Genomic DNA, 17759 nt, shown 5'->3' with positions numbered 1-17759 from the left:
TTTGCGCTCATTTCTCTATTAGTCCGCGTAGGCGGACTTCGTTCGTTTAGCCGCGATTTTAATCGTCGGGGCTTATTACCAAAAGCCTAAAATTGCCTCTATCAAATGATGAGTGATGGGTAGACTATCAACTACCATTGCAGCGCACAGCAACATCATGTAGAGAATAGAGTAGAGAAAAAGCGATCGCGCTAATTGTTTATCATCCGGATTGTGCAACAGCGTCCAAGCTTTCATAATAAAAATCGCCCCTAAAATAAAGGCGATCGCACCATAAATTACCCCCGAAGCGTGAAGAGGATAAATTAATAAAAACGTGCTGGGGATAACCACCAAAGTGTATCGCCAAATCTGACGCGCCGTGGCAATATTATCAGTAACCACCGGCAACATCGGCACACCCACCTTGGCATATTCATCGCGGATCATTAATGCCAATGCCCAAAAATGGGGAGGTGTCCATAAGAAGACGATCGCAAAAATCGTCCATGCTGTCCAGCTTAAGGTATTTGTCACCGCTGCCCAACCCACCAACGCCGGAATTGCACCTGCTGCGCCACCAATGACAATATTGTAGGGAGTATGGCGTTTGAGCAAATGGGTGTAAATGCCCACATAGAAGGCGATGCCAGACATCGCTAACAAAGCACTTAACAGATTGACATATACTGCCAGCACCGAGAAAGAAATACAAGCAAGAGCGATCGCAAACATGAGAGCATGTAATGGCTGCACGCGACCAGAAGGCATCGGTCTATTGCGCGTGCGTTCCATTTCATAATCAATATCACTATCGTAGATACAATTGATTGTCTGAGCGCTAGCAGTGGCACAAGTACCACCAATCATCGTATTTAGCAGCAATAACGGGTCTAGTTTTCCCTGTGAGGCGATCGCCATACTAGCACCCGTAGTAATCAGCAGCAGCGGAATAATCCGGGGCTTTGTTAGCTGATAGTAATCTTGAAAAACTTGTAAAATATTTTGATAGTGGCGTTGCGCCGTTGTCCCATTCATAAGTTCACGAATTCCTCAATTGTGGAAAATATCCGTTATTTCATGTCCGACAAATCACATATATTGTAGAGACGTTCCGGCGGAACGTCTTTACGAAAGATACAATGTTTTTTAATGTTAATTAAGCAGACATGATATTATTTCCTGATAGACATCGACCGAATTTAAATTGCGTTATCCAGAACCTTTGTAAAGACGTAGCAGTGCTACGTCTCTACATTCTTTTTCACTTCTTGTGTGTAATAGCTAAAACTCCCCTCTTGCACTTAATTTTTCCTCAGTCCGCGCAGGCGGACTTTGTTCGTATAGCCCCAGGCTTCCAGCCTGAGGGCGAATAATACGCAACATCATAATCAGCCACTATTAACAACACGCACATAAATAGCGCAAGCAACATTCTTATCTATTTGCCAGCGTCTGTTTCCTACTTTGATGACAAAAGAGGGGAGTTTCTCTTCTAAAGTGATGAGAGTTCCTGGCACCACTTCCATTGATACCATTTTTTTTAAAACAATTTCGTCCTGATTTTTACAGAAAGTGACAATTCCTTGTTCTCCCTTCTGCAATAATATTAATGAAGAGCCAATAACATCAAATGGAGTAAACATTTGCATTAGGTAGTGAGCGCTTTAGCGCTCATAATTACGAGCGCTGAAGCGCTCACTACAAAATTAAACATAAATATAATTAAGAAGCCATAGCTTTAATAAAGCTACGACTTCAACATTAGGCGAAACTAAAAAACAATCAACACGTTAGACCAGATATGGTTCTTGATGAGTGCGAATCGTACAATCAGAACGTGGATAGGTAACACAAAGTAGAGCGAATCCTTTCTCTATCTGCTCATCATCCAAGAAAGATTGGTCAGATTGATCTATTTCACCTTCAACAACTTTGCCAACACAACTAGAGCAAGCACCTGCGTGACAAGAGAAAGGTAATTCAATACCATTTTCTTCTGCTGCGTCTAAAATGGTAGTCTCTTCGTCAATTTCAATTGTTGTATCAAGGTCTTGCTTTTTGTTGATTAATCTAACTTGGTAACTAGCCATTTCGTGATTCTCCTCAGATTTTGATACAATCAGGTTTGATGACCCCACAAAAGTGGAATGTAAAAACTCCCTACTTGTGTAGTTGTTTAAGATTCAAAATCTAAACTACCCAATCTAAAATTATTATTAGATGTAGGTTTTATCATTTAGAATTTTGAATTATTTTAGCTGCAAGGTACACCATCAGGCGTACAATCACCAGCTTTAAATGACTTGCCACAACTACAGTTATCAGTTGCATTGGGATTGGTAAACTTAAAGCCGCTTTCCATTACACCGTCGATGAAATCGATTACCACACCTTCTAATAAAGGCGCACTTTTCGCATCAACATAAAGCAGCACTTTACCTTGGGAAATCACCAAATCATCTGGTTGTGGTTTGCTGGTGATCTCAATTGCATACTCATAGCCACTGCAACCGCCATCTTTAACAGATAGGCGAACACCTTTAGTTGCTACTGCTACTGTATTGTTATCGGGTGTAGAACCCAGCAGAAATGTTCGCAGGCGAAATTCTGCTTTTTCTGTCAAAGTAACAGTCATCAAATCTCCTGATAAGTTGCGATTAATTGTTCTGATAAAATGTCTTTGGTGCGGAAGGATTAGGCATTGGGCATTGGGAATCGGATAAATTCTTCCTTGTCCCCTTGTCCCCTTGTCCCCTTGTCCCCTTGTCCCCTTGTCCCCCTTGTCCCCAGTCCCTAGTCCCTAGTCCCCATACTGGTAGTTTCCATATCTTGGGATTGCAGATATCGCCAAGGTGCGTTGTTACCACACACCGGACAAGAGCGATCGCGGTGAGAACGGCGCTTGGCAAATTCCATCCTGGTAAAATCGATGGTCAGCAATTGCGACAACAAAGGCTGACTAAACCCAGTGATCAACTTGACAGCCTCCAGCGCTGTGAGACAAGCCAATGTCCCAGAAACAGCACCCAAAACAGAAAAACCACGGCGATCCCAATCAGGTTTTTCCGGAAACAGACAAGACAAACAAGGAGTCACACCAGGAATAATCGTTGTCAGATAAGCCTCCATCCCGTCCATAGCCGCTTCTACCATCGGTTTGCGCCAGCGCACGCAAGCTTCATTGAGCAAATTGCGCTCCGTAAAATTGTGAGCGCAATCGAGAGCCATATCTGCCGATTGCACCAGCGAATCCACATTTTCCGGGGTGATATAATCATGGACTACTTCCACTTGGACATCAGGATTAACGGCTTGCAAAGTTTCCTGTGCTTTGAATACCCTCGGCTTACCTACCCAATCATCCGTCATGAGAACCTGACGATTCATATCATCAAGTCGCAGATCGCCACCCCGGACTAGGATTAGTTTTCCGACACCCGCTACTGCTAAATAAAGCGCTGCCGTACCACCCAATCCCCCCACACCTGTAACCAGAACAGTCGCTGACTTAAGGCGCTTCTGAGCCAGTTCGCCAAAATTAGGGAGCATCATTTGGCGGCTGTAACGTTCTAACTCGGTAGGCGTCAGGTTAACCAATTTTTACCTCCTAATCAGACGTGATTTCTGTCAGCGTAACTACATTTTTCTGCTTATCGTTAAACACCTTGAACAACTTTTGTTCTTGGGGTGTTGATTCCTCAAATAACTGATAAGCTTTTTGCAAAGCCTCACAATATTGCTTTAGTTTATCTTCAACACTCAAATCAGGAGAATTGCTATCAATTTCCTTCATGTATTGAGAGAACTTTTTTAAAATATGTAAACGATTCACATTTACAAATTGTTGGTCGTAAGGGAGTTGGAAAAATTCAAAATACTCCTCTGCATCAACAATTTTATTGAATTGTTCCAGATTGGTGTTCATTTTTGCTGCTCCAATTTATTTACTTGTTGCTTCAGTTCATCTAACTGACGATATATTTCATAAGTACTCGCAGCAACATCCATAAGTGTTTTGTAATCTGTGGGTAAACCCTCAGCTAAATCGTGCAGATCCATCTTCATTTGACCTGCTTTACTATTGAGGCGTTTAATTTGAGTTTTTAACTCCTCAACACTTGTTTCTTCCACTTGCGCCATAAGCATCTCCCTTTATAGAAATCCCTTTCGTACAGACGTAGCGGCGGAACGTCTCTACTCCTAATTCCCGTAAAGACGTTCCAGCGGAACGTCTTTACTTCTAATTCCCGTACAGACGTTCCGCCGGAACGTCTCTACCTAATTACACTTGGCTAGCTTCGGGAAAAGTTTTGGCTAATTCCAAACCTTTAGCTACTAGTTGTTCTCCTTCTTCTGCTAACTTTTCTAAAGAGTCAAAGCCAAAGCGGTGAGCATCTCGCAAAGCTCTTTTCACCAGCAAAAGACGACCAGAAAATACTAGCACCCAGCCAAATCCTTCGTGGTTCAAATCAACCACAACTTGAGAAATGAGATTTGTTTCTTTTTCAATACTGGCAGCTATAGCTCGAAAAAATACCATAATCCGGGCTTGAGTTGCTGGATCAACTTCACCTTCAAGAGAGATTTCGCGTTTCTTTTGTTTAGTGACAACAAAAGGTTTCAAAATCAACTCATCCGTCCAATTACGGTAAAATCCATAGCTATCTTGACCACGGATTTGACTGATTAATGTCTTCAGGAAAGGTGCGTTTAAAATCTCGCTTTGAGCAGTTCCATTAAGACTATTGTTTATGGTCATACCTTTGCTTCCTCTTCCAACTCATCTTCAAAATTAGAGGTTTTTTGTTGTAAGGCTTTACGCAGCCAAGGTGGGGGATTTCCTTTGAGAGTTGTCACCAACTTATTCAACACCTCAGCAATCTCTTCTTCTTCCGATCGCGCTTTAATTGGTGTGACATTTTTCTTGATCAAACGAGCTGCTGCACTACCACCGATCGCCGTCACATAAACAATGGTACAATCAGCTAAAGCCTCAAGTTTTGGTGCTAACTTATCCTCATTTCCATCTTCTTTCAAATCACCCGCAAAGGTGAGTGTTTCGACAAAATGATATCCCTCATCAGAGATTTCATAAACATCGATTTCCTTTGTCGAACCAAAGTGAGCATTAATATGAACTCTATCACTAGTCGTGAAAGCAATTTTCATTCGATCTCCTCATGTTTGCTAATTGGGCATGGGGCATTGGGCATTGGGCATGGGGCATTGGGCATGGGGCATGGGGCATTGGGCATGGAGCATTGGGAATTAAAGACCTCGATTTTTGATGCGCGTTCTAATAGGATTCTTTTCATTCCCTATTCCCCATTACCAATTACCATAAAAATGTTTTGCTTTTTCTTCTTCCTGTTCTAAAAACAGATTGCCAATATCAAACAAAAGCTGCATAGTGCCTCGATAACCAACTTTGGTAAACTGACCATTACCTAAGCGGTCATAAATGGGAATACCCAAACGATAAAGAGGAATATCGAGACGAAGCGCGATCGCTTTCACATTCGAGTTACCCATCAGTAAATCAGAACCTACCGCTAATTCCTCAAAATCTTCCAAATCACCGATAGTCACATTTTTTACCGGCATTTTTTCTAATAAAGGCGATCGCGTTGTCGTCACCGCAGCATGTACTTGCGTCCCCATCGATTGCAGAAAACGCACTATAGACCAAAGTAAATCCGGTTCCAACGCCAAAGAAACACGCTTCGCACCAAAATAAAAGTGCGTATCCAACATTGCATCTTGTAACTGACGGCGTTGGTGACGATATTTTTCTGGTACACTAATACCACTAAGATCTGACAAAGCTTGTAAAAACTCGTCCATCGCTTCCAAACCAGTCAGTTCAGTAAACAACTCATAGGGTATAGCAAACCGTTGTTGTAAAATCTCTGCTGCACCCCTCATACTCTCACCCAGCGCCAAAGTAAACGCCGAACTACCTATTTCTCGCAATTCTGCTAGAGTCGTACCACTACCTGTTATGGCACTATAAGAATCATCTAAGTGACCATCTAATGAAGCGGAAAGATCGGGTACAAAGATAGGCTTTAGTCCAAAGGCAGTTACGATCTCTTTTACTTCCTGTACATCCCCTGGTGTGAAAGCAGAACCCGCCAAAATCGTGATTTGGTCTAGTTTGGTGATACCTTCAGTGGGAACTTCTCTTACTATACTTTCAACTGCGGCAGCAAAACCGTCTTGTAGCGCACCTTTAAAATCTGGTGTTGGGGCAAAAACGATCGCCAGACGATCCAATTCTGGATGACGTTTGCGGATTTCCTTCAGGAAACCCTCGATGTCATCCCCTCTAGTTTCCGTCAAACCAGTGCTACATAAACCGATAATTTCTGGCTTTGACTTCTCTACCAGCGTCAAAATTGCCTGTTCTACATTCTCCTCACCACCTAAAATGGTAGTGACTTCCGTCATCGCTGTCGTCGCAAGGGGAATCGCTTCCCGGAAATGTCGCACCAAAACAACTTTCGCGAAAGCAGTACAGCCTTGGGAACCGTGGAATAAAGGTATTGTCCCCTTTAAGCCCAAAAAGGCTAAAGATGCACCCAAAGCTTGGCTTTGCTTCAGGGGATTAACAGTCAGTGATTTGTTAGGAACAGTAACGATCGCCATTACAATCCCTCCAATAAAGCTGAGGTAGAGACGCGATTAATCGCGTCTGTACAAGTCCCCATGTCTCCGTGTCTTTGTGTCTTTGTGTCCTCATCCCATGGTGCAGGTTTGCGGATTTGCTCCCACACAGGGCTGTAGAAAGCCTCATACAGTTCTCTTGCCATCTCTACCATCCCTGTATAACCAGCGTAAGGATGATGGCGTTCTTGGTTAATATCTAAGAAAGGAATCCGCGCTTTCAGAGCGGTGTATTGATTGCGACCACCCGCAATTAACATATCAGCTTTTGTATCTTTAACTAATTGCAACAGTTCTTTGGCGTTGCCCTTTTCCATCATGATGCCATCGTTACCGATCAACTTTCTGATTCGGGCTTTGTCCTCTTCCGTACTCTTTCTAGTACTGGTAGCAACAACTTCGATTCCCAAGTCCTTAGCTGCGGAGATAATTGACCAACTCTTTACGCCTCCGGTATAAAGGACAACTCGCTTGCCTTTGAGTCGAGCGCGGTAAGGAGCTAGTGCCAAATCTAAAGCAGCGGTTTCTTCAGCGATCAGCTTTTCGGTGCGTTGTTTTAAATCTTCATCCCCTAACTTAGCGGCAATATTCCGCAGACAGCGGTTCATGTCATCTACACCGTAGAAAGACTCTTCAATGTAAGGAATGCCGTAACGCTCCTCCATCTTTCTTGCCATGTTGAGCAGCGCTTTTGAGCAAATCATCACATTCAATTTGGCACGGTGAGCGTGACAAACTTCTTCGTAGCGAGCATCACCAGTAATTTTCGACAAAACGCGGATGCCGAGTTTTTCTAATAATTTCAGAACTGTCCACATTTCCCCGGCGATGTTGTATTCGCCGATGATATTAATGTCAAATGGTGTGGTATACTCAGGTTCGCGAGTGCCAATAACGTATTCTAATAAAGCTTCACCGCCGAAGCGATTACCGAGATTTTTGCTACCGATAAATCCTGGGGAAACTACGGGGACAACAGGCGTTCTTATTTTGTCACCCGCAGCTTTGCAAACTGCATCGATATCATCGCCAGTTAGAGCGGGGACACAAGTAGTATAGACAAATATCGCCTTCGGGTTGTAGCGTTGATGCAATTCCAAAATGGCTTTGTAGAGCTTCTTTTCCCCACCGAAAATGACATCATTTTCGGTTAAATCGGTGGTGAAACCCATTTTGTAAAGCTGAGGACCCGAAGACAGACTACCACGACTTCCCCAAGAATTACCAGCGCAGGCGATCGGACCGTGGACTAAATGAGCAGCATCAGTAATTGGCACTAGGGCAATCATTGCACCATCAAAAGCGCATCCCCCTTGAGCAGCTCCTGGTTGTGCTTGTTGAGTGCAAGATTTATTTTTCTTTTCTCCATGTTTTTGGCTATTATGTTCGCATCCGGTTTCACTGAGCAGCTCGTTAATTTTGCCTTGGGTAATTTTCATTTAATTCCTCGCGCTGGATGGAAGTTATGAGTAGTTAATTGTTGGGTGTTAGTTGTTAGTGGGCATGGGGCATTGGGCATTGGGCATTGGGCATTGGGAAAGCGTTTTTCCTATTCCCCTTTCCCCCTCTTAAAAAAGCCCCTCTTCAAATTCCCACTAACTACTAACTATTAACAAATATATTTAGTGACATCTTCGCCACAAATATCAGTAAGATAAGATAAGGCACGGAAACGCAATCCAATAAACTCGTCGTATAAGGGATTAAGTTTGCACATTGGGGGGATGTGTAAAGTTCGTCCAAATAAGTTTAGACTTCGCTCAAACGGGCAACCGCAAGGAATGATTTGGCAGATTAGATGAGCGATACGAGCATTTTTAACTTGGGCGTTATCCACCAGTCGGCGCAAAGGATATAAAATATCAAATGAGCCAGGTTTTTTATAGTTTGGTGGACGTAAACTAGGGTGGGGATGTGTGTGTTCGTGAGCGGGAGTTATAGATTTCATAATAGAAACCTCAAGAAACAGCTAAAAGGAAAAAGGAAAAGTAGAGATTGGGGAATGGGGGTTGTTAGTAGTTAGTAGTTAGTTGACGCTTAACAGGAGCCAGTGCCGTGGGCGGGTTTCCCGACTTGAGGCATCTGGCGTTCAATATTTATCCACTAACTACTAACCACTACCCACTACCCAGTAACCTTACTCCTTTTCCTTTTGTGGCACGCGAAGATGAAATTTCTAACGAATTAAGTCGTAAGAAATATCAGTTTTAGAAGGAATGTTGGTGTTCTGATCGATGTCCTCGAACACAGTGTTAACAACCCAACTGAGCAAGTTGATCACACCTTGATAACCGACGGTGGCGTAACGGTGCATGTGGTGACGATCCATGATGGGATAGCCGATGCGAACCAGGGGAACTTTGCAATCGCGCCACAGGTACTTACCATAGGAGTTACCGATGAGCAAGTCCACAGGTTCGGTGAACAGCAAAGAACCAATGCGCTCACTATCAGGTAACATTTATATATTGCTGTGAGGTGCGATATATGGAAGTTTGGGCTTATGCGAGGGTATCGACTGACGAACAAGCGGAGGATGAAGGAGCGTTAATTAAACAGATGCGTCGTTTGCGGAGTGCTGGAGCCACGAAAATATATTACGATGTCGAGAGTCGTACTAGCGATAAGCGCAAAGGTCTTTTGCAGTTAATTGAGGATGTGGATGCTAACGCTTTTGGTAAAGTCTCAAAGTTATTATTTATCCGCATCGACCGTTTAACATCGTCATCAATAATATTTTATCGGTTGATGGATGCATTAAAGAAAAAGGGTATCCAACCGACAGCAATTGATGAGCCGTTTGAGATGTCGAGTATTGGTGGGGAACTAACAATTGATGTGCGGTTAGCAGCCGCAAAGTATGAGGTAAAAATGTTAGCGATGCGGGTAAAAAAGGAACGCGAAACTCGCAAGACGAATAAAAAGCCCCACTGGAACGCACCATTAGGATATATAACAGATGGACAAAAGTATATCAAAGATAACCGTCCGTGCGTTTGCTTAATTGCCAATAAGTCAGAAATGAATGTTTCCCAATTGGCGCGATTTGTGTTTGATATTTTTTTTAGTGTGGGTACAGTGTCAGAGACTGCCAGACAATTGCATGATATTTTTGGGATTCAGGCTCAGGCAGTTTCCAAATCAAAAAATAACAGAAATAATGTACTTGGAGAGGAAGAAATAGCGTTTGAAAATATTAATAAAACTCGTGGATCTGGACTAAATCTGCGTTATCCGAATACGGGATTGAAATGGTCAATTTCTGGGTTGCGATCGCAGTTAGTAAATCCCATCTATGCAGGGGGAACAGCATATGATACAGTGCAGTACAGTGGGGGGCATCGCAAGCCCTTTGATGAGTGGGAAGTTGCCTGGGAAACTCACGATGAAATTATTATTACCCGTGAGGAACACGAGCGGGTAAAAGCGATGATTCGCCAAAATCGCAATAATCGCTGGGCAAATGAACAAAAATACACCAACGTATTTGCTAATATAGTTAAATGCGCTCATTGTGGGGCTGCTTACAGTCGTCAATCCAAGAAATTGGTAAAACGTACCGGATTAATTCGTCATCATTACCAATGCAGTTTTTACCGGACTGGAGCTTGCGACAACAAGCGGATGATTTCTAATGATGAACTAGAAAAGCAAGTTATCGAATGGTTGGTACGGGAAGCTGAAAGGTTAGCAGCACTAGTAGAGCAAGAAGTTCAAGTGACAGAAGAACCCGCAGAAGTTAAAACTCTGCGAGCATCTTTAAATATCCTGGATGCTTTACCATCAAATCCAGCAATTGAAAAAGCGAAGGAAGATATTTTGAGCCAGATTGCAGATGCTTGCGCTACCACAAGTGACTCCTCTAAGCAATACCTAATTGCCAAAGAACGGATTGTTTTGGCATTTTCAAACCAGAGATATTGGCAAAGTTTAGAACCGCAAGATAAACAAGCTTTACTTAAAGGGTGTATAAGAAAAATAATAGTAGATGGCAACAAAGTCATTGGGGTTAAATTACTGCATTTATATTAGGCATAGAAAGTAGAAATTAATTATGTGTTGCCCGAAACCCTTGTAGAGACGTAGCATTGCTACGTCTCTTTTCTAGAGATGTCTATTAGGCTAGGCAGCTTTGGACTTGCGGGGTTTAGGTTTGTCCTGTTTTTGCTGTTGTACCGGCTCTTGTTGTTTTTGTAGCAGTGCCTCACGTTTCTCAAACTCAATTACAGTACGAGCAACTAATTCTGCTAGGGTTTCACGTTTCATAGTTGATGTTTATCGCTTCTTTGACGATAACTGCGAAGTCAAAAACTTCTGTTAGCGATAAGCTTTTTAGATTGCGACATATTTGCAGATTGCGCTCAAATCGAATATACGTAGAGACGTTCCGTCGGAACGTCTTTATATTTTAAGTAATTTACTGGACATGATATTACATCAAATCCGGCAAATCACACATACTGTAAAGACGTTACATGTAACGTCTCTACGATATTTTTTAACTCTGTCACCGTAAGTCCCCCATCTGAATTCCGTACCCGGAATCAGTGGCAAGATATAAGGTGGGCAATGATAGCGTAGCGTTAGCGAGTCATCGAGCGTCGGAAGTGACCAACAAACGACAATAACACTATGTTAAGACTTGCTCTATCACAAAAAAGGCAGATAGATACTACGCTACTCTTAGCTTGGAAGATAAGAGTGTACCTGCAATAGAGGTGGAAACTATAAATGTAACTAATATCATGTGCGGTAGCTTACCCATAATTCATGAAGAACCCCACCCGCCAGCGGTCCGGGTTGGGGAGGGGTTCTTTTATTATGGCTGTTTGACCGGACATGATATAATAGACCGCGATCGCTTAAGTTGACAGAACAGCTTTTGCATACTGCTTTCAGGATATCTGCATTTATTTGCAGAGATGGGGGTACTGACAGCAAATGAGCTAGTTGTTCCGGGGTGCGATACATACTTTAAATAATTTGAGATACATCATCAATGTTTTATTTTTGGAATCTTATGTAAAAAATATAACCATAAATTATATTTCCTGAATAAGTATAAAGTAGCAGCCCAAGGGGGGTTGACAAAACACTAAATTCTATGAGGTATAAAAGTTATCTTTCTATGAAATTTGGAATGCTGTAGTATATTTAGTGTGAGAACCAACCTTAATTATTCTTTGGAAGTATTACCGGGCAATATTTTCAAAAAACCATGAGCAAAAATTGCTTGTACCATTTCTGTGTGAAGCTGCGCCTAATTTAGCCCACGCAGGTGGGCTTTGTACGTGTAGCCGCGAGTTTACTCGTCGGGTTATTAAGCGCAGCCTCATAAAGAATTGGTATTACATGGCTCTTTCTACCTATTGCAGATTAAAGTTTTTCCATTTTCAACTAATGCTCAAGTTTTATTATTGTTTTTTCTGACGATTGTCTTAGCAACGCTGTTAACCAAATATTTGAAAATTTTTCAAATATTTAAAGAGCTTATATAACGCCACCTTCAACTTTGGAACACCAGTAGCTTGACAGAGCTAATCTAATTGATTTATGCTCCACTCAGTTATGAGGTATTTTTAAATGGAAAAAATTACTGCTACTGTTTACGAAACAGTTGACCCACACCAGTGGGTTACAGATCTGGCTCATGAAGCTTGGAAAGCTAGAGATCGGGAAGTCTGGGCTAATAACATTCAGGATTTGATCACCCCTGACGCAGTTATTCTTGATGCTGGATGTGGACTAGGAAGACTACTTCCTCGTCTCTGGTCAGCTAAAAAGATTGTTATGGTCGAACCAGATCTAAAGAGATTCTTGCACGCTTCAGTGGTAGCCAAGTGTCTAATCAGCGAAGACCAAGAACTATTAAAAAAATTACAGGATGATGACTTTGTACAAACCGATGAATACGAACGCTTGCTCCAAGAAATACATTCATCACCACTAAAAAGTGAGAAAGTCCATCTCCTCAATGATGTAATGCAAAGCAATGCAATATCGGAATATGGGACTTTTGATTTGATCGTTTGTTCGCATATTTTTGAACATATTTCTTTGGACATTATTCAAGAGAGTATTGCTGCTTTTTATAATTTTCTGAAACCGAACGGCTCTTTAATGATATTTGCTTGCAAGTCTCCCATTCTCTATCACTTCCGTGCCAAGAAAGAGTTTGATCAACGATATATTCTGATTACACGGGAAGAATTTTCCGATATTTGTAAAAATGGGCATTCCACAGGATTAGGGGTTCGATACATGCCCTTTGACCTGTACCAAACTCTCCTTGCCAATCCGTTTAATCCGACATTGCAAGAGACATTTGGAGATGAGTTTAAATCTCAATCAGAATTTTATCAACTTCCAACTACACCGCTATTTACCATCAAGCAATGGGAGGCATATCATTCTGAGTTTTATACTCATAAAACTATGGAGGTCGGCACATATATCGAAATCCCGCAAATTCAAGCCCGTCTCTGTCGACCAATCAAACCAATCGAGAGTGTTGCTGAGATATTAGAGCTTGAACACCAAGTCAATCAAAATGAGACGTTAAAGAAGATGTATTTGAATGATATAGTCGTGGTTGCAAAAAAAAATTGATTATCAGTAGTTTCCCAAACTCGACTTTAGTCATTGGGCAATAACTACGGATAAAATCTCAGTAACTGAGAAAACAACCTGGTACATCAGTTGCTGTTAGCGCTCTTGGTAACAGACCAAAATTTTTGACCAGGTGTCAATTACCCACGGTTTGTGAAAATGCAGATTCTCGGAATTTCAGCCTACTATCACGATAGCGCCGCTGCTTTAGTTGTGCATGGTGAGATTGTTGCCGCAGCGCAGGAAGAACGTTTTTCTAGGAAAAAGCACGATGCTAAATTTCCCAAAAATGCGGTCGTTCAATCAGGTGCAATAAATGGATAAACCGCAATTACTAGTAAAAGCAAATCCCCCGACTTGGTTAAAAATCTTAGTAATAATCTTGATGGGGTTAGGCATTTTCTTTCGCTTTGCCCATCTAGGGCAAAAAACATACTGCTGTGATGAATCTTGGACATCCGTAGCAATTTCTGGTAACACGGTAGCCGAGCTAAGACAGGAAGTTTCTCATCATCAAGACACAATTCCTATTACCACCTTCGACAAATATCAACACATTAATCCAGAGCATGGTGTGGCTGATACGCTGAATTACTTAATCACCTCAGACCCGCAGCATCCCCCCTTATATTACGTCATGGTGAGATTGTGGGTGCAAGTATTTGGAGATTCGCCTACCGGGGTGAGGAGTTTGTCAGCACTCATCAGTCTGTTGATATTTCCCAGCGTCTATTGGCTATGTTTAGAGTTGTTTGAGTCACCAGTTGTGGGATGGGTTGCGATGGCATTGATTGCCGTTTCTCCCTTGCAGCTCTTCTTTGCTCAAGAAGCACGTCAATACAGTTTGTGGATGGTAGGAATTTTAGTATCGAGTGCTGCTTTATTGCGAGCTATCAGACAAGAAAATAAAGTAAATTGGGCTGTGTATACCCTAACTTTAGCCTTGGGATTATACACCCATTTATTCACAGTTTTGGTAATGATAGCTCATGGTATTTATGTAGTTATTCAACAACACTTTCGCTTCACCAAAACCTTCCTCAATTATTTACTTGGTACTGTTGCTGGCTTCTTAATGCTTTTACCATGGCTGATTGTACTCATCACCCATCTTAGTACAGCGCTAGAGCTAACTTCAGGGTTTACAATAAGATGGATAAATAATCCTTTCGAGCTAATCGCTATTTTTCTAATTCGAGTTACCCGAACATTTTTGGATCTTAATTTAACTTTAGATACAGTAGCATTTAATAGTTTGGCTGTGGAAGGTTCTTTATTTTATAGTATTCCGGCATTAATATTCAGTTTAGTTTTGATTATTTACTTGATATTATTTTTCGTAAAAGTTGTTCAAAATAAAACAAGTTTATTGATTTTTTTATTGGGAGGATTTACTAGCCTATTATTAGTGATATATGACCTGCTTTTTGGAGGATTTCGCTCCCTTCAAGTTCGCTACCAGTTGCCTTTATATCTCAGCCTAGAAATTCTTGTCGCCTATGTTTTAGCTTTTTATATTTTCCAAGAACAGACTTGGCGACAAAAAATCGCTCAATTCATGATATTAGGATTATTAATAGCCGGGTTGGTTTCTGATCTTAGGTTTTTTCAAGCTGAGAATTGGTGGACGCAATCAGATAGTCAATTTATCAAGGAAACATATCAAGTTATCAATCAATTAGAGAGACCTTTACTGGTAATTAATGACTCTCCTGTTAATTTAGGAGGAATCTTAACCTTAAGTCATTATTTACCAAAAGTTCGCCTACTGCCAATAGCAGATGCTGAACTGGTGCCGATTCCTCAAGAATATAACCAGATTTTATTTATGCAAAATAATAGCAGTCTATTTCATCAACTGGAGCAGGATAAAAGCTATCACTTGAAAGTAATTAAAGTACTTAATTCGCCACCTGGAGGTTTGTGGGAATTTGACAAAGTTGAGAAAATGTGAACACTATAGCGGGTTGCACTTGGATACAGAACCTTACCCCGTCCGTTCCGGACACCCGTGCCTTAACAAGGAGAGGGGAAGGCGGTGAGGTTTTATGCACCTGCAATTTAAAATTATTCACATACATTGAATTTTTTTGCCGACTTATCTAGATAAAATTCTAACAAAAGGGTAAAATTTAGCATGAATTCAAAATGGGAAATTTTTCTGGATAGGATGAAAAATTACTATCACTGGTCGAACAAAATTGAGGTTGCAAAAGAATCTGTCTTCCACTGCGCGGGATATATATTAAGAACAAGAATCGTAATTCCAAAAGTCGATAACAGTCTGAATATTGCGGAAAATGCAAAGATATTGAATTACGATATTGTGATCAAAGGCAGCGGTAATAGCATAGAGTTTCAAAGCGATTGTGTTGCTAATGGCAATCATGTATCCTTGACAATGTGGGATGAAGGAGACTAATCAACCATGAATAAGAGTTTTAGTCAACTTCTGCTTTGGCTGCAAAGCAAGCATCACTGGTATGACAAAGTGGGGATTAATCGACGTATCGAGATTAAAGGAACTAATAACCGCGTTGTCATAGCAAGTGGGACAAAGCTTTACAATTTACAAATTGTTATTCATGGGAATGACAATATACTTTCCATCGGAAAAAATTGTATTATCGGTGGCTTTATGGAAATGTTCGGTAATGGTAATGAAATTATAGTCGGCAGTCGAACACAGATTTCAGAGAATGTCCGTCTGGTTGCACATGGAGGAACACGAATTAGAATTGGTGAGGGGTGTGTGATAGCTGATTTGACTGATATCCGCACAACAGATAGCCATTCGATTTTGAATGCGGAAGGCGATCGCATTAACCCTGATGAGAATATCGAGATTGGCGATCGCGTTTGGCTCACCCGCGAAGTGATGGTGTTAAAAGGTGCGGACATCGGTTCTGATACGGTAATTGGTGCGAGATCAATTGTTACTAAAACAATCCCATCTAACTCACTTGCCATAGGCATTCCTGCCAAGGTAGTGCGGACAAACATCACCTGGCTGGTAGAATCGATATAGTGGTGTCCAGATCGATAAAAGTGACACGAAAAAGATGTTTTTTAATCTAAAATATCTAAACGATTTGAAGCAAAGAGCAATACCAAAAATAGAAATTGAAGCTACAAATAATGAAAAATGATTTGCAAAAAATGTTAAAATACAATCATATAGATTTGTCTAATCTTAGTTATTTACAAAGAATTATCTTGATAACTGATGGAACCTTGACAGACATATTAGAAGCGTATTTATTGGAACATATTCAAGTCTTAAAAATATCCGAGAAAGTAGAAGTTACTACCCAAGAGATTCCGATATTAGAGTTAGAACAAGGTAGCGAAATCATTAATAGAAAAATATTTTTACAAGGAGAAAATAGTAGAAAAAATTTACTTTATGCCGAATCAAAAATTGTTCTTGGAAGGCTCGATAAAGATTTTAAAAATGGATTATTAAAATCTAAAACACCGATAGGTCATCTTTGGTTCCAATTCAGATTGGAAACTTTTAAAGAGATTATTGAGTCGGGCAAAGAACCAGCTAATGAACTGTCTGCTTATTTTATAGATACCGAACCAAAAGACCAATTGCTTTTTCGTACTTACCGCGTTTTTTCTAATCGGAAACCTATAATGATGATTACAGAAAAGTTTCCTCAAAGCTACTTCATGTGAAATTTTAACTCCTTAGTCAATCAAAAAGCTTGGATATAAGTGCCTGATTCGATGATATCGACTATCACTTATTTGTTAAACTGTTTTTGGACAGAGTTATGGATTTTTTCGGGACAGAGGAACAAGTTAAATTATAAAGATAAGTGATAGTGATAAAATAAAAAAATCAAGAGAGAATATACTGAATGAATTACTATCAGGAGATTAACAATTTAATAAACCGACTCCGCTTAAGTCTTTCTTGGGTGTTTCTAAGTCGGCTGATTCGTTTTGCCATAGTAGGTTTAAGTGGTGTATTTGTAGACTTGGGAGGATTTTATGTTCTGCATACTCTGTTGGGTTGGGTGTTAACTCCGAGTGCAATACTTTCAACAGAAGTGGCAATCATTAATAATTTTTTATGGAATGATGTATGGACTTTTGGTGATGTGTCTGTTCAGCAACAATTAGGCACTCAGCGGTTGCAACGTTTTTTCAAGTTCAACCTAATTTGTTTTTTGGGACTGATTTTCAATACTTTAATTGTGAATTTGTTGTTTTATAAATTCGAGATGAATGAATACATGGCAAAATTGATAGCAATTATTTGTGTTACCATGTGGAATTTTTCGCTCAACTGGAAGGTAAACTGGCAAATAACGGAGACATAAGTATATTTGATAACTAATAATTATATTGACAGATAATACTTATTATAATAAGACAATACTCCGGATGCGGATTTTTGAAATGTCGATATCATATATATACGCCCTTATTAATAGAGGCGAATTTATCCATGATAATCTGCTACATTTCAACTGATAACAAATTGAGTA

At 40.7% G+C, this 17759-nt stretch carries 23 protein-coding genes and 1 pseudogene; 8 read left to right on the top strand and 16 right to left on the bottom strand.

Annotated elements, in window-relative coordinates; translation table 11 throughout:
• Positions 1–75 precede the first annotated feature (75 nt).
• The 14 genes and pseudogenes from TOL9009_RS0131840 to TOL9009_RS0131775 form a co-directional block, all read right to left on the bottom strand.
• A complete protein-coding gene (locus TOL9009_RS0131840; protein WP_029637442.1) occupies positions 76–1017 on the bottom strand; it encodes a heme o synthase in 942 nt (313 codons plus the stop codon).
• A 353-nt stretch (positions 1018–1370) separates the two neighbouring features.
• Positions 1371–1625, bottom strand: a complete 255-nt coding sequence (locus tag TOL9009_RS0131835) for a FeoA family protein (protein ID WP_029637441.1) — start codon at positions 1623–1625, stop codon at positions 1371–1373.
• A 147-nt stretch (positions 1626–1772) separates the two neighbouring features.
• Positions 1773–2072, bottom strand: a complete 300-nt coding sequence (locus TOL9009_RS0131830; RefSeq protein ID WP_029637440.1) for a 2Fe-2S iron-sulfur cluster-binding protein — start codon at positions 2070–2072, stop codon at positions 1773–1775.
• 164 nt (positions 2073–2236) lie between these two features.
• Positions 2237–2617, bottom strand: coding sequence for a HesB/IscA family protein (locus TOL9009_RS0131825; RefSeq protein ID WP_029637439.1), 381 nt, complete (start codon positions 2615–2617; stop codon positions 2237–2239).
• Positions 2618–2775: 158 nt separating this feature from the next.
• On the bottom strand, positions 2776–3579 hold the full coding sequence (locus tag TOL9009_RS0131820) for a HesA/MoeB/ThiF family protein (RefSeq protein WP_029637438.1): 804 nt from the start codon (positions 3577–3579) through the stop codon (positions 2776–2778).
• A 10-nt stretch (positions 3580–3589) separates the two neighbouring features.
• Positions 3590–3907: a nitrogenase-stabilizing/protective protein NifW gene (nifW, locus tag TOL9009_RS0131815; protein ID WP_029637437.1), complete on the bottom strand. Its 318-nt coding sequence runs from the start codon at positions 3905–3907 to the stop codon at positions 3590–3592.
• Entirely contained in the window at positions 3904–4122 is a 219-nt protein-coding gene (locus TOL9009_RS0131810; protein WP_029637436.1) for a CCE_0567 family metalloprotein, read from the bottom strand. Before TOL9009_RS0131810 ends, nifW begins: the two co-directional genes overlap by 4 nt.
• Before the next feature lie 142 nt (positions 4123–4264).
• On the bottom strand, positions 4265–4741 hold the full coding sequence (locus tag TOL9009_RS0131805) for a NifX-associated nitrogen fixation protein (RefSeq protein WP_029637435.1): 477 nt from the start codon (positions 4739–4741) through the stop codon (positions 4265–4267).
• A complete protein-coding gene (gene nifX / locus TOL9009_RS0131800) occupies positions 4738–5151 on the bottom strand; it encodes a nitrogen fixation protein NifX (protein WP_029637434.1) in 414 nt (137 codons plus the stop codon). Before nifX ends, TOL9009_RS0131805 begins: the two co-directional genes overlap by 4 nt.
• A complete protein-coding gene (locus TOL9009_RS48035) occupies positions 5148–5297 on the bottom strand; it encodes a hypothetical protein (RefSeq protein ID WP_186227736.1) in 150 nt (49 codons plus the stop codon). Before TOL9009_RS48035 ends, nifX begins: the two co-directional genes overlap by 4 nt.
• Before the next feature lie 13 nt (positions 5298–5310).
• Complete coding sequence (gene nifN, locus TOL9009_RS0131790) at positions 5311–6630, bottom strand: nitrogenase iron-molybdenum cofactor biosynthesis protein NifN (RefSeq protein ID WP_029637433.1); 1320 nt, start codon at positions 6628–6630, stop codon at positions 5311–5313.
• Positions 6630–8087, bottom strand: coding sequence for a nitrogenase iron-molybdenum cofactor biosynthesis protein NifE (gene nifE / locus TOL9009_RS41160; RefSeq protein WP_038298149.1), 1458 nt, complete (start codon positions 8085–8087; stop codon positions 6630–6632). The genes nifN and nifE overlap by 1 nt, the downstream gene beginning before the upstream one ends.
• Before the next feature lie 170 nt (positions 8088–8257).
• A complete protein-coding gene (locus TOL9009_RS0131780; RefSeq protein WP_029637432.1) occupies positions 8258–8596 on the bottom strand; it encodes a Mo-dependent nitrogenase C-terminal domain-containing protein in 339 nt (112 codons plus the stop codon).
• Between the two features lie 228 nt (positions 8597–8824).
• Positions 8825–9100, bottom strand: a pseudogene (locus TOL9009_RS0131775) (nitrogenase component 1); the annotation flags it as partial.
• Between the two features lie 35 nt (positions 9101–9135).
• Between TOL9009_RS0131775 and xisF the strand changes: the two are divergent.
• A complete protein-coding gene (xisF, locus tag TOL9009_RS0131770) occupies positions 9136–10680 on the top strand; it encodes a fdxN element excision recombinase XisF (RefSeq protein WP_029637430.1) in 1545 nt (514 codons plus the stop codon).
• A gap of 90 nt (positions 10681–10770) precedes the next feature.
• Here the strand turns inward: xisF and TOL9009_RS48030 are convergent, their stop codons facing one another.
• A complete protein-coding gene (locus tag TOL9009_RS48030) occupies positions 10771–10914 on the bottom strand; it encodes a hypothetical protein (RefSeq protein WP_186227735.1) in 144 nt (47 codons plus the stop codon).
• A gap of 477 nt (positions 10915–11391) precedes the next feature.
• Positions 11392–11619, bottom strand: coding sequence for a hypothetical protein (locus TOL9009_RS46465; RefSeq protein ID WP_144238426.1), 228 nt, complete (start codon positions 11617–11619; stop codon positions 11392–11394).
• A 612-nt stretch (positions 11620–12231) separates the two neighbouring features.
• Here TOL9009_RS46465 and TOL9009_RS0131760 point away from each other — a divergent pair.
• The 7 genes from TOL9009_RS0131760 (at position 12232) to TOL9009_RS41155 (ending at position 17591) form a co-directional block, all read left to right on the top strand.
• Positions 12232–13257 (top strand): class I SAM-dependent methyltransferase, encoded by a 1026-nt coding sequence (locus tag TOL9009_RS0131760; RefSeq protein WP_029637429.1) that lies wholly within the window; start codon positions 12232–12234, stop codon positions 13255–13257.
• 159 nt (positions 13258–13416) lie between these two features.
• Positions 13417–13581, top strand: coding sequence for a carbamoyltransferase N-terminal domain-containing protein (locus TOL9009_RS44025; RefSeq protein ID WP_242055104.1), 165 nt, complete (start codon positions 13417–13419; stop codon positions 13579–13581).
• On the top strand, positions 13574–15211 hold the full coding sequence (locus TOL9009_RS0131750; RefSeq protein WP_029637428.1) for a glycosyltransferase family 39 protein: 1638 nt from the start codon (positions 13574–13576) through the stop codon (positions 15209–15211). Before TOL9009_RS44025 ends, TOL9009_RS0131750 begins: the two co-directional genes overlap by 8 nt.
• 183 nt (positions 15212–15394) lie before the next feature.
• Positions 15395–15679: a hypothetical protein gene (locus TOL9009_RS0131745; RefSeq protein ID WP_029637427.1), complete on the top strand. Its 285-nt coding sequence runs from the start codon at positions 15395–15397 to the stop codon at positions 15677–15679.
• A 6-nt stretch (positions 15680–15685) separates the two neighbouring features.
• Complete coding sequence (locus TOL9009_RS0131740; protein ID WP_051503170.1) at positions 15686–16285, top strand: acyltransferase; 600 nt, start codon at positions 15686–15688, stop codon at positions 16283–16285.
• A gap of 110 nt (positions 16286–16395) precedes the next feature.
• Positions 16396–16941 carry a chorismate--pyruvate lyase family protein gene (locus TOL9009_RS0131735; protein WP_051503169.1) on the top strand — a complete coding sequence of 182 codons (546 nt, stop codon included), beginning with the start codon at positions 16396–16398 and terminating at the stop codon, positions 16939–16941.
• A 185-nt stretch (positions 16942–17126) separates the two neighbouring features.
• Positions 17127–17591, top strand: a complete 465-nt coding sequence (locus tag TOL9009_RS41155; protein ID WP_038298144.1) for a GtrA family protein — start codon at positions 17127–17129, stop codon at positions 17589–17591.
• Positions 17592–17759 lie beyond the last annotated feature (168 nt).

This window comes from [Scytonema hofmanni] UTEX 2349, from assembly GCF_000582685.1.
In the GTDB taxonomy this organism is placed as follows: domain Bacteria; phylum Cyanobacteriota; class Cyanobacteriia; order Cyanobacteriales; family Nostocaceae; genus Hassallia; species Hassallia hofmanni.
The sequence above is the reverse complement of the archived record's forward strand: the minus strand, read 5'-3'. Positions and strand labels throughout refer to the sequence as shown.

Excerpts from the sequence above, each read along its gene's own strand:
- TOL9009_RS0131830 (WP_029637440.1), bottom strand. The coding sequence starts at position 2,072 with ATGGCTAGTTACCAAGTTAGATTAATCAACAAAAAGCAAGACCTTGAT.
- TOL9009_RS0131750 (WP_029637428.1), top strand. The coding sequence starts at position 13,574 with ATGGATAAACCGCAATTACTAGTAAAAGCAAATCCCCCGACTTGGTTA.
- TOL9009_RS48030 (WP_186227735.1), bottom strand. The coding sequence starts at position 10,914 with ATGAAACGTGAAACCCTAGCAGAATTAGTTGCTCGTACTGTAATTGAG.
- nifX (WP_029637434.1), bottom strand. The coding sequence starts at position 5,151 with ATGAAAATTGCTTTCACGACTAGTGATAGAGTTCATATTAATGCTCAC.
- TOL9009_RS0131840 (WP_029637442.1), bottom strand. The coding sequence starts at position 1,017 with ATGAATGGGACAACGGCGCAACGCCACTATCAAAATATTTTACAAGTT.
- TOL9009_RS46465 (WP_144238426.1), bottom strand. The coding sequence starts at position 11,619 with ATGTATCGCACCCCGGAACAACTAGCTCATTTGCTGTCAGTACCCCCA.
- TOL9009_RS0131810 (WP_029637436.1), bottom strand. The coding sequence starts at position 4,122 with ATGGCGCAAGTGGAAGAAACAAGTGTTGAGGAGTTAAAAACTCAAATT.
- xisF (WP_029637430.1), top strand. The coding sequence starts at position 9,136 with ATGGAAGTTTGGGCTTATGCGAGGGTATCGACTGACGAACAAGCGGAG.
- TOL9009_RS44025 (WP_242055104.1), top strand. The coding sequence starts at position 13,417 with ATGCAGATTCTCGGAATTTCAGCCTACTATCACGATAGCGCCGCTGCT.
- TOL9009_RS0131745 (WP_029637427.1), top strand. The coding sequence starts at position 15,395 with ATGAATTCAAAATGGGAAATTTTTCTGGATAGGATGAAAAATTACTAT.
- TOL9009_RS48035 (WP_186227736.1), bottom strand. The coding sequence starts at position 5,297 with ATGAAAAGAATCCTATTAGAACGCGCATCAAAAATCGAGGTCTTTAAT.
- TOL9009_RS0131760 (WP_029637429.1), top strand. The coding sequence starts at position 12,232 with ATGGAAAAAATTACTGCTACTGTTTACGAAACAGTTGACCCACACCAG.
- nifW (WP_029637437.1), bottom strand. The coding sequence starts at position 3,907 with ATGAACACCAATCTGGAACAATTCAATAAAATTGTTGATGCAGAGGAG.
- TOL9009_RS0131825 (WP_029637439.1), bottom strand. The coding sequence starts at position 2,617 with ATGACTGTTACTTTGACAGAAAAAGCAGAATTTCGCCTGCGAACATTT.
- nifE (WP_038298149.1), bottom strand. The coding sequence starts at position 8,087 with ATGAAAATTACCCAAGGCAAAATTAACGAGCTGCTCAGTGAAACCGGA.
- TOL9009_RS41155 (WP_038298144.1), top strand. The coding sequence starts at position 17,127 with ATGAATTACTATCAGGAGATTAACAATTTAATAAACCGACTCCGCTTA.
- TOL9009_RS0131740 (WP_051503170.1), top strand. The coding sequence starts at position 15,686 with ATGAATAAGAGTTTTAGTCAACTTCTGCTTTGGCTGCAAAGCAAGCAT.
- TOL9009_RS0131835 (WP_029637441.1), bottom strand. The coding sequence starts at position 1,625 with ATGTTTACTCCATTTGATGTTATTGGCTCTTCATTAATATTATTGCAG.
- TOL9009_RS0131735 (WP_051503169.1), top strand. The coding sequence starts at position 16,396 with ATGAAAAATGATTTGCAAAAAATGTTAAAATACAATCATATAGATTTG.
- TOL9009_RS0131805 (WP_029637435.1), bottom strand. The coding sequence starts at position 4,741 with ATGACCATAAACAATAGTCTTAATGGAACTGCTCAAAGCGAGATTTTA.
- TOL9009_RS0131780 (WP_029637432.1), bottom strand. The coding sequence starts at position 8,596 with ATGAAATCTATAACTCCCGCTCACGAACACACACATCCCCACCCTAGT.
- nifN (WP_029637433.1), bottom strand. The coding sequence starts at position 6,630 with ATGGCGATCGTTACTGTTCCTAACAAATCACTGACTGTTAATCCCCTG.